Origin of the sequence: Bythopirellula sp. (genome assembly GCF_041737835.1) — a bacterium.
Lineage (GTDB): Bacteria > Planctomycetota > Planctomycetia > Pirellulales > Lacipirellulaceae > Bythopirellula.
This window is the reverse complement of record NZ_JBGSQY010000002.1, coordinates 38,746-49,800: the sequence shown is the minus strand read 5'-3', so window position 1 is coordinate 49,800 and position 11,055 is coordinate 38,746. Positions and strand designations below refer to the sequence as shown.

Below are 11,055 nucleotides of genomic sequence, written 5' to 3'. Positions count from 1 at the left end.
TACGGCGGTGGACGCGGTGGCGGCGGTGGTGGTGGCGGTCGTCGCTACTAAGCCGTGTGCCTCGGCTAAGCCAATTGGCTCGGCTATGTTCATAGCGTCGGGTTCATAGCTTCGGCTGCGTTCAAAAGTCCCTTAACCGCGGAGAAATCATGCTGTCTACCGCAGAGCAATCGGTTCTCAAAGTGTTTCGTCAGTTCCTTATGCGACAAGGCGAGATGCTTTGTTTCCAGGGTCCACTGTGGGAAAAACATAAGCTTTCCTTGCGACAAATGACTGAAAGAGATCTTCTTTTTCAGGAAAGTTTCAAAGGGGCTTACAGTCTCACGGCCACTGGCTATGAGGCGATGAAAACAGTCTCCGCTGCTTAGTTAGATTTCATCACCCCTCGTCGGCTTCGGTCGGCGAGGGGATTTTTTATGTCCTGAAGGATTTTCGCGATGCGAATTGGCAAACATAGTTTTGTGGCGATCGAGTACCTCCTCACGGACGCCGATGGCGAAGAACTCGACAGCTCGGGCGAGGATGGTCCGTTGACCTACGTTCACGGCATGCAGGAAATCATCCCCGGCTTGGAACGCGCTTTGGAAGGTCGCTCCGCGGGAGATCACTTTCAACTCACGGTCGATCCCACCGACGCCTACGGCGAGCGCTACGAAGAGCTCTGCCTGGAAATCCCTCGCGACGAGTTTGAGAGCCCCGACGATCTCGAACTCGGCATGCAATTCAGTCTCACCGACGAAGACGAAGAGGAAATCCTCGTGTCGGTTGTCGATTTCGATGACGAAGTCGTTACGGTCGACGGCAATCACCCGCTGGCCGGTGTGACACTTCACTTCGATGTGAAGATTCACGACGTCCGCCCTGCGACCGACGTAGAGATCGAGCAAAGCGGCTCGCACTCCTGCGACGACGACGACTGCGGCTGCGATCACGACGAATAGCCTCTCCCCATTGTGGCAACTTTCTCCGTAGCGGTGGCGTTATGCCACTGCCATCTCGGCGTGTGAAATCCGACGCTATCTGTGCGCTGATTCTCCGTATCTGGAATCCCATTATTTCCGTGTCTGGAATCCACGGCTATTTAGGTTGCCTCCTTTTCTGGCCTGACTGCCTAATTCCTGCGGCCTGTGTGCTAACAGATTAAGCAGCCCGGGGGTACGGATTTTCCGATCGGAACTGCTATAGCGGGAAAAACACGGTTTTTGTACATCGGCACGTCATTTGCGATTCCTTCTCCTCGAACAGTGAGATGCAAAACATGGCAACCGACAACCGCTCGCTGGAGCAATCCACCCAGCAGCTCTTGGATGAAGCCGAAGCCTTGATTTGGGGTTTGCTCGACGAAAACATCGACGCGGTCGATTCCGAGCGACTCAACAGATTGATGGCCAACGACGAAGTCCGCAAGCGTTATTTGCAATGCGTTGAGTTGCATAGCGATTTGCAAAACCTGTTTAGCGACGAAAAAACACAACCACCGACCAAACCCCAGTCACCCGTACTAGGCTCACTGGGAAACATATTTCCGACTATACCCGGCACAGTTATCACACCGCCTCTGGGTGAGTAATTCCTAGCGAGTCACTGAATGAAAATAATGCTTCCTTGACAGGAAGCACAACCGTCCGCCTCCGCGATTTGAGGTACGCCCTTCTGCCTCCCTCTGGCGACCTCAAATCGCGTTTTTTTATGCGCTGACGGTTGTGAGGCTTTCTCCTCTCCCCGAGTGAAAGGCTCTAGGTTTTCCAACTTGGTCAACCTTGCCAAGTTCGATTCTCACGTTGATCTGCGTTTTTCTCGAGAAAAACGTCAACTCTTCCAACTTGGTCAACTTGGCAGACTTTTTTCATCACGTTTGTTCCTTGTTGAAATTTCAAATCGCTTTCGCGCGCAACCCGAACTGTTGCTCTCGACCTTTTGAGAACTCTGCATCTCACCCATTGAGCGACACACGAATGCCAAGTCCGCATGTCGACCCTTGAGCTGCTCATTGATGGAATTGTTAATGCTCGTCGGGGGATGGCTCCTTTTAAAATTGCTGTGCTTGAGTTGTGTGAATGCCGTTTCGTAATCGCTGATTATAGCGATGAGTGGACGCATGTACACAGTTCTTTTTGGCCGGTCAACTATCAGCCTACCCAACCGAATCGAGCAAAGTCCAATAAGCGAACTTTCCACTAGGGTGCCGTGTCCGGCGAGTGCATCAAGAGCATGATCAGACGGCCTCGCTAACAGGAATCGCTATGTTTTCTAAACAATCGATCGTCTATGCCTGGGACAATGGACTTCGCTATATGTTGGCGCTCTTGAGCGATGTGACCGACGAGCAGATGGTGCTGCGGCCTGGGGGAAACATGAATCACCCCGCGTGGATATTAGGCCACATGGCCCTCTACTATCCGATCATCCCGGCACTCCTGCGCGGGGAAAATTTTGCCGATCCCGCGGACAATGAATTGTTCGGCTTTCGCGGACGCGGTCCGCTATCTGACCTCACCGTCTATGGCAGTAAGGAGTCGCAACTTGAGCGGCTACGCGACGGGCACGAGCAAGTCGCACAGGCGATCCTCTCTGCGCGGGAGTCAGAATTAAATCGTCCTCCGAGTTTGCCTCGCTGGGCAGAAATGTACCCCACGGTCGAATTCATGCTGCCGGACTTGTTGCTGCTCCACGAAAACGTTCACATCGGCCAACTCAGCATCTGGCGTCGTGCGGCAGGATTGCCTGGAGTCGAATTTCCAGATCGCACTCCGCGGCCAGGACTGATTGCTTCGCTCGGCCAATAGCAAAGTTTAGTCACCCGCCAAAACGGGGAAGAGCGGTTCGACCGCAGGACTTGTCTCAGAGCACTCCAGCGTGCGACAACCTCGAACGATACGGGCCGCAATCCAGATTGAGAGCAATTGCACAACACCGATGATCAACAGTGCGTAGCGTAAAGCGAATGTGTCGGAGATGTTATTGGCTAACAGGATAAACAAACCACAGCCCGTGAAACGCCCGATGAAAAATCCAAATTCTTGGTTGAAGATATAAGCAAACTTATTGCGCTGCTCGATTGCAGACACGGCATCGATCACCTGCATCTGGATTGGGAAATAGGCGATATCATGCAGCGGCCTGCCCAGCAAAAGGCAAACCATAAACAGTAGCACCCCCGTGGCATTGAAAAGCACCGCGTTAGCCAATCCGCCAACGGCAAACAGCAGCAGTCCAACACTAAAGATCGCAATTCGATGCTGTGGCTTGGCCGTGCGGCCAATGAAATAGAGTAAGAACGCTGACAGAATACCGCCAAAGGCCTGAATTGTTCCCAACGCACCTTCTTCACCAACTAACCGCATAACAAGCATGGCTGGCGCGGTGACAATGTAACCCTGTGCCAGACCTTTTAGGATCGCTAGGATTTGCATGCGATTCCAAAGCCAGTGGAATCGAAAGAAAATGAAGTCGGATTTCGGCGGATTCTCGTAGTTTCCGCGATGGATCAGAATTGAGGAAAAAATCGTGAGCAGGAATACGAGGGCCGTGACAATTTGATAAGCGGTGTTACGATCACCGCCAAACCAACCTCGCAGACCGGTCCCTTCGATGAACCAGCCAATCGCCACGGGGACGATGACGTAGGTGTTCGTATAAAAAAAGGTTTCCAAACCATAGTAGTAATTACGATTCCCGTCGTTGGTCGTGGAAAGTGCCAGAAAATCGCGATTGGCCCAGAACAGGCCGAACGACATGCCCATCATCAATCCCGCGAAGCCTACGCCCATCATGTCTAGCTTACCCAGCGACATCATCACCGCCATGGAAATGCCGCTTAATAACATGCCCGCGGAATAGAGTCGTTTGATATTGATGTGCTGCAGCAGAAAACCATTGATGAAAAACGTGAAGGGAATGCCCGTGTAAACGGCAAGTTGGTAGATGACGACCATGGTTACGTCTTGCGTGTTGCGCATGACGTAGGCCCCCACAAAAATGTCGATAACAGGTAGCACAAAGGCATAGATCAGATTCGTGAGTAGCAGAATCCGCATGTTATGCGGATAAGTGAGAAAATGCTGATACTCGTGTCGAAGTTTGTTCATGCCGAGGCTTTGTGAAGAGATTGGAGGATTTCATTGATGGAGAACTTCGCTCCACAGATCACGCTATCGGAAGCACCATAGTAAATCGTGAGTGTATCGCCATCGACCAAATGTCCGTTGGTAAAGATCACGTTGCCAAAGAAGCCGGTTCGCTCGTATTCAGCCGAAGGCTCCATGATCGGTTCTTCGGAACGTGCGAGCACCTTCCATGGTTGGTCGAGGTCGAGCAGCAACGCACCCAAGCAGTAGCGATGGTTGGCATCGGCGCCGTGGTAGATTTCTAACCAACCTTCATTCGTGCGAATCGGTGCGGCTCCGGCGCCAACGCGAGCGCTGTCCCACATGCCGGGCCGACTGTGGGCCAGGCATCGATGCTGCCCCCAATGCACGAGATCAGGCGATTCAGCCAACCAAATGTAATTGCCCCCAAGAAATTGGCTACTCGGACGATGAAGGGCGTAATACTTGCCGTCGATCTGCTCATCGAAAATCGCACAGTCTTTATTGTGTGGCGGGATGATCATGCCATGTTCGCGAATCGCACGCCAGTCAGAAGTGCTGCGCAAACCGACTCCCACGCCGTGTGGCGAAACCTGGGTGTAGGTCAGGTAGTAAGTCTCGCCGATTTGAGAAACACGGCAATCCTCGATGCCATAACTTTCCAGATCTCCATGCCCAAACATGGCTGGGTAGGCCGAATCTTCTTGGAAGTGGATTCCATCGGTGCTGCTCACCAACCGAAGATGCGACATCGTTGTGAGATAATCGTTGCCGTCATAGTTGATGACCCGCGGATCGGCGAGATTCAACTTGGGGTCGGAGTTTTCAAACTCGAGTATCTGTATCGCGCCGTTGTCATCCAGAATTGGGAACGAAGTCTTGCCCGGTTTCTGCTCGGGCCGCTCGGCCACACGTAACAGCAGCCAAGTCTTACCCGCAAAGCGAAACACGCCCGGATTGAGCAGGCACTCGACTTTCATGCCTGCGAGACTTGGGAGAATGTCGCCAGGAATTAAGAGAGGATTAGCATCAAAACGAGTAGCAAGATCGGCCATGCATAAGCTCAACTAGTTTGCGTAACGTACGATAACACCGTCGATCAGTGTTTGCCCTTTTTCACGAGTCATACTTCCTCCCGTTGGAGCGAGAACGAGAATTCTCGCAACATCTGAAGCAAGCGTGAATTCAGTTTTGCCTTTAACGTTCGTTTTGACATACCGATCGCTTGTGGCGTCATACAGATCGACGGGCTCTGGACCGACGTCGATGGTTACTGATTTGGAAGTCGGACAAGGATTGTAGTAGAGATACGTCGGATAGGCTTGCGCGTGGAAGAAGTCCGTCTTGAGCAGATCCAGTTGTAGTATCGCCGGGATATTCGTCCGGCCGATGATGCCCCCCAGAATCCCCACGTGCGAACTGCCGTACAATCCCAAATCGGTGGTCGACGAAGCAGGACGGTAGAGCACAATGGGCACGGTGGCGTCGTTGAGCAAATTGACAAAGCTTACGACCGTGTCGCCCTGAGCAAACGGCCCGATGCTCGTTTGGTAGGTGATCGCCATCGCGTCGACTTCAAGTCGATCCTGACAGCTCGGATTACTCGCTCTTTTGATGCTTTCTGCCTTCACATAGAGCTTGTCTTTGAACGAGGCAGGAATCGCCATCACCTGAGCATGGTCCTCGCCGCTCACAGAAAACGCCGTTGTATAAGGACCTTCAGGATGCTGTGAAAAAGAAAAGCGGAACTCGTTCCCCGAATTCCCCCGATCGACCCGCTCAGCGGCTACGACCAGCCATCGATCCTGCTCCTCTGGAAGTGCAAACTCCCAGATGTGCTCGAAAGGTGTTTCGTCGCCCGCGGACTCTTCGAACACTTGAAGATCGGCCGGCAACTCACGTCGGTAATGAGTTGATTCAAAATTCCCTTGAGCGATCTTGCCACCCGTTGTTTTATAGTCGGAGCGGGCCGTTGCGGAGCCACGCTTCCATTTGCGAATCCCTTCGTAGGCGATCACCGCATGGGGATCATAGGCGTTTGTCCAATCAGCACTCGACTGATGCGCTGCGTCGTGGGAATCGGGGTAGAACAAACGAGATGCATTGGCCAAGTTGAGCATCCATTTTCCGATGTCGTGTGCATAGCGTGTGTCGTAACGTGCCAGTGGCACGAGCGCGCCGGCCCATTGATAGGAATTCATGGCGAATGCATAACCCTCGCCGTCGGTTGTGCTGCCTATCAGGCCATGCACGTCCTTCCCTTGCCAACGGTCGGAGATCACGCCCCAGCCGGGACGAGCTTGCGGATAGCCTCGCGCTTCGAAACAGTCGTTCACCAATTTGGCGACGTCGTAATCAGAGCCTGTTTCGGCATTCATCCGCCCCGCAATCAAAGCTCCGTAGGGCAACAGCACTTCGTAGAGCGCGCTTTGTTCAGCAGGCCGTTCTTCCAAGGCGCGAATACACAAATCAGCCGTGGCCAAGAATTCTGGATCTTGGAATTTGATCCACGCCATGTACTCCAGCCAAGCAATTCCCGCGGCTGCTTCCGGTTCGATCCAACCTTTCTCCATCGGTTGCATCGTCCGGATGTTGAATCCCGTGTGGTCGAAGTTGGGCAGTGACAGGGGTTCGGTCTTGCCTCCCAATGCCTCGGAGACTTTCCGCCACCCTTTGGCGATGGAATGGGCTTGTTGGTCGCGTGCGGAATCGCCTGGATAGAGGTCGTTGATTTGGTAAGCAAGCACATTGGGCAAAAGGTCATACCAAAACGACGAGCCCGAATCGTGACCCAAGCGGTTGATGTAGACACCTTCATCCGTGTTGTAAAAGTTGTTACCCAGCGCCACCCAATCTTGGCCGTGGTGATTCTGCATATCGAGCCCGACGAGCGAACCGCTCACCACGGCTCCTAAAAAATTAATCGCCTCGGCGTCGCGAGGTCCCCCCACATACGACGGAAACGAAACCATTTTGCGTTCGTCGGAAAGCCAATTCACGAGAGGAAGGTGTTGGCCTTGCAGGTCAAAGGAAAAGACGAGATCGATGTAGTCGCGAGTCACCTGCGACCAATCCCGCATCACAAAAGGCTGCGGCAGATTGGGCATCGACTGAGCGCGCGAAATCGCAGGTTGCGATGATGCTTCGATACCCCAAGCAGGCTTCATGCCCTGAGAGGCCAACAAGCTGGCGAACAAGAGGAGAATTCGGAGATTGACCGACAATTTTTTCATGAAAGTTTACTTTTCCAGGCCATGGGCCATTCGGTCAGCATGTTCAGCAAGCACCACGGTTTCTAGGCCGTTCTGTTCTGTAAGCCGACGAACATGGCTGCGATCGCGGATCCAAGCCACTTGGTCCTCGAACAAGGCCCGCACGAGATCACCATAACGATGAAGTTTGAGTTGCTCCTCGCCGCCGGTGAGTTCCACGAGTTGATAGATATCCAACTCCTTAAATCGCCCTTTACATTGACGCTCGCGGCCGCCATATGTCGAAGTTGCTCGAAGTCGCCCGGGGAAGAGCTCGCTCAATCGCTTGGTCTGCTGCTCGTCCACTGCGGCGTTAATGCGAAAACGCGTAGGGATCCATTCGTGCAGCGTCACGTCGCCGCGCTCGAACACTAACCGCAATTCCTGCCGATCGAGCCGACCTGGCTGATGAAATCCGTGATAGAAATTGACAAGTGCTCCGCTTGGATAACGCACCGTGGCTTGGACTTGATCTTCAACATTTGAACCAGCACGCGTTTCCGCCTGCGCCGCGACAACTTCGCCTGATCCCAGCCACCCCGCGAACAAATCAAAGAAGTGGACGCCGTGTTCTATAAAGATGCCGCCGCTCTTCTTTCGATCCCAGAACCAGTGGTCCGCACCGAGACCTTCGTCGGTTGCATAGTTTTCGAAATAGCCGTGCAAGAATTCGCCAAGTAACCCTTCGTGAATCAGTGATTTCACGGCATCGAACAACGGGTTGTACCGTTGCATCAAGTTGGCAACGAGCAAGCAGTCATTCTGGCGAGCCGTGCCCACAAGCTCTTCAGCTTGGACAATGCTCATGGCCAGCGGCTTTTCACAGATCACGTGCTTGCCAGCCTGCACAGCCTGTAAACCCTGCTCGTAGTGTAGAAACGGAGGCGTGGCGATGTACACCAAGTCGATGTCGTCGCGGGTTAAGAGTGCGTCAACACCGTGAACGTCTTCTACTTCGAACCGTTTTGCCATGGTAAGCGCCGATTCGCTGCGCGGATCGACCATTGCCACCAGCCGCACGCCCGGAACCTGGACATATTGCTGAAGGGCAAACAGGCCAAAGCCTCCACAGCCGATCGCGCCAATACGTATTTCTGATTCGAGCAACTTACAGGTCTCTTTCAACTTGGAACATGAGACAGTCTCACGCCCATGTGCAAACGCTTCTATCCTAAGTGAGTATCACTTACTCGGTAACCGTAGTGTGATCTCAGACAAATCCATGACGCCATGGTAATAAAAGCGAGGAAAATCGTGCACGGTTCGGGAACAGCAGCCCGCAGTGCGGAGACGCTTTCGCTCGCGGGCCGATAATTGCGTTGCCAAGCGAGAAAGTCTCTGCCATCGAAGTTCGTGCCGTATCCCTGTTGCCAAATGGCGAAATCCGCGCCATCAACAAAACCATCACCGTTGAAATCACTTTCCATCATCAGGAATGCGCTCATCGGCATAATCGACGCCGAGATGTCGTCGATAAACAGGCTGCCCAAAGCACTTGCTGAAGTGCCCGACATAAAAGTGAGATCAAACGAATTGATCCCATCGGGGATGGGAATCGCCGCTTCAAAGACTTCGAAATCTTGGAATGTACCGGTGATTGTGAAGAGGTGGCTTTCAACAGCATTCGTTAAATCGACACCTAGCACCTCATCCTCAGAGAGACGCAAACGCGCGACGAATTCGTCGTCGGTATCCGCTTTCCAAAACCAGCGTAGATTCAGCGTGCGGTTAGTTCCCTCGGGGATCTCATTGGCAAACGAACGCCATTCTTCGGCACTGGAAGTGCTTGTGTCCGTCACTTCCAAGGAATGCGTGGGACTGACGGCTTCGGCCGTCGACCATTTGGCATTGGAACTGCCATGCCAAAAGCCGGGGCGGTTGGAATTGCCCGTCGAGGCGGTATCAACGTCCGCGTTTCGCACGAGGTTGCCCGGCAACTGGGCCGCGTTGTAGTCGACAACAACACCATCCACCAACATTTGCCGGCCGTTAAAGGTCTGCTTGCCACCGGCTGGGATTTTAACGAGCATCACCGCATTGTCAGCGGCGACGTCAAAGTAAGTGTTCCCGGACACACCACGACTGATGAAACGATTCGCCGCGGCATCGTACAGGTCATACAGCTGGTCATTGCCAAGTTCGATGGCTACCGACGCGGTCGTCGTATGCGGATTGTAATAGAGGTAAGTGTCGTTTGCCGGGCCCCGGTAAAAATCCGTGGCGAGCATATCCAGCTGCAACACCTTATCGACGTTCGTCGGCTTGATGATCGATCCGAACACGCCAGCCATGGCCGAACCATACAGGGCGAAATCGGTTTGAGGTCCCCAGCCATACGTGAGGGGATCGCCGGCGGCGTAAAGTTCTTCGTCGTCAAAGGGGCCATTCAGCCAGTGATGCCGCAGCCCTTCGTAGGCAATCGCACTTTGGGGATCGCCAGTCCAGAATTCCGAGGATTGATTCGCGTTGGAATGGGCATTCGCATAAAACAACCGAGCCGCATTGGCGGCGTTAAGCATCCACTTGCCGATGTCACGACTGTAGCGATCTTCATATCGTGCGAGGGGAACCATCGGCATAGCGGTCGCAAAAGTATTCATCGAGAACGCATACCCGCGAGTGTCGCTCACATTGGGTACTGTGAAGCCCATCAATCCGCCCACGTCTTGGCCGCCCCATTGTTCGCCACTGATCATGATCTTGGTCGGCCGGGCATTGCTGCGGTCAAAGACCCAATTCACCATCTTTTGAATGTCGTAGTTACTGCCGTGTTCCGCATTCATGCGCGCAGCCGTGTAGGCACCGAAGGGCGCCATAATCTCGTAGTCGGGATTAGTAGTTGATTGCTGGTAGTAACTCATAGCCCAATCAACGGCCGTGAGATACTGAGCCGCTAAAGTTGGATTGGTATCTTTATTCCGCCAATACGCGGCATGCTGCATCCAGGCCATGCCCATTCCCATGTCGGGTTCACGCCATGTGCCGTTGTAGACAGGTTGGCGCGTGCGGAAATTGTAGGCCGTGTAATTAAAGTTGGGGTTAGCGCCATTCGCTGTCATAACGCTGACGGCATCATAAAAACGCTGATCGATTTGATTCTGGATTGGGGCCAAGTAGGCTTCATCCTGATAACGATCGGCAATACTGTAGAACAGCATGTTCGGATAAATGTCATACCAGGCTGAACCGCCCGAGGCGGAGAATGGCGTGTTAAGGACGACGAACTGGCTATTGCGATTCACATAATATTCGCGGGTCATCGACACCCAGTTATGTGTCCCGGCGGTTTTGTCGATCCCGACGAGCGTGCCACCTAGCACAGCTGCCAGCGAGGTCACGGCTTCATGCACTGGTTCGCCCGTCTCGCCGAAAGTACGCGGATCACCAACATAGGCTGCGAGACCAAACGATGTTTGCAACTGGGGTGATTGAGGCGAGTTGTCGATCTTCACGAGCGGCAGGAATTGACCCGTCGCGGTTGTATCGAAAGCGAGATTATCAAAATTCGTGGCAACCTCATGCCAGTCGCGCATTTGGTATGTGCTAGGCGCATCGGGAAGGGTGTTGATTGCACGGATCGTCAACTGCGATTGGCCATGCGCCGACGCTGCCAGCAACAAGAGCGCTGATCCAAGAATTGCAGAAGCGATCTGCCGCACGTCAAATGCAATACAATTGTTGATGCGGTAGCTAGGGAAAAATTTCTGACAAGACAT

General features: G+C 53.4%; 8 protein-coding genes. 3 read left to right on the top strand and 5 right to left on the bottom strand.

The window, feature by feature from the left end:
• The first annotated feature begins 437 nt into the window (after positions 1-437).
• The 3 genes from AC6T8Q_RS01425 to AC6T8Q_RS01415 all read left to right on the top strand — a co-directional run bounded on the left by AC6T8Q_RS01425 (position 438) and on the right by AC6T8Q_RS01415 (position 2,786).
• Positions 438-941: an FKBP-type peptidyl-prolyl cis-trans isomerase gene (locus tag AC6T8Q_RS01425; protein WP_500677393.1), complete on the top strand. Its 504-nt coding sequence runs from the start codon at positions 438-440 to the stop codon at positions 939-941.
• A gap of 317 nt (positions 942-1,258) precedes the next feature.
• On the top strand, positions 1,259-1,570 hold the full coding sequence (locus tag AC6T8Q_RS01420) for a hypothetical protein (RefSeq protein ID WP_500677392.1): 312 nt from the start codon (positions 1,259-1,261) through the stop codon (positions 1,568-1,570).
• Positions 1,571-2,243: 673 nt separating this feature from the next.
• Positions 2,244-2,786: a DinB family protein gene (locus AC6T8Q_RS01415; RefSeq protein WP_500677391.1), complete on the top strand. Its 543-nt coding sequence runs from the start codon at positions 2,244-2,246 to the stop codon at positions 2,784-2,786.
• 6 nt (positions 2,787-2,792) lie between these two features.
• On the opposite strand, the gene AC6T8Q_RS01410 is transcribed toward AC6T8Q_RS01415, so the two are convergent.
• From AC6T8Q_RS01410 to AC6T8Q_RS01390, 5 genes are read right to left on the bottom strand one after another with little or no spacing between them, the layout of a single operon-like run.
• A complete protein-coding gene (locus AC6T8Q_RS01410) occupies positions 2,793-4,088 on the bottom strand; it encodes an MFS transporter (RefSeq protein ID WP_500677390.1) in 1,296 nt (431 codons plus the stop codon).
• Positions 4,085-5,143: a glycoside hydrolase family 130 protein gene (locus AC6T8Q_RS01405; RefSeq protein WP_500677389.1), complete on the bottom strand. Its 1,059-nt coding sequence runs from the start codon at positions 5,141-5,143 to the stop codon at positions 4,085-4,087. Before AC6T8Q_RS01405 ends, AC6T8Q_RS01410 begins: the two co-directional genes overlap by 4 nt.
• A gap of 12 nt (positions 5,144-5,155) precedes the next feature.
• Positions 5,156-7,321, bottom strand: a complete 2,166-nt coding sequence (locus tag AC6T8Q_RS01400) for a hypothetical protein (RefSeq protein WP_500677388.1) — start codon at positions 7,319-7,321, stop codon at positions 5,156-5,158.
• Between the two features lie 6 nt (positions 7,322-7,327).
• Positions 7,328-8,446 carry a Gfo/Idh/MocA family protein gene (locus tag AC6T8Q_RS01395; RefSeq protein ID WP_500677387.1) on the bottom strand — a complete coding sequence of 373 codons (1,119 nt, stop codon included), beginning with the start codon at positions 8,444-8,446 and terminating at the stop codon, positions 7,328-7,330.
• Between the two features lie 59 nt (positions 8,447-8,505).
• Positions 8,506-11,055, bottom strand: a complete 2,550-nt coding sequence (locus AC6T8Q_RS01390) for a hypothetical protein (RefSeq protein WP_500677386.1) — start codon at positions 11,053-11,055, stop codon at positions 8,506-8,508.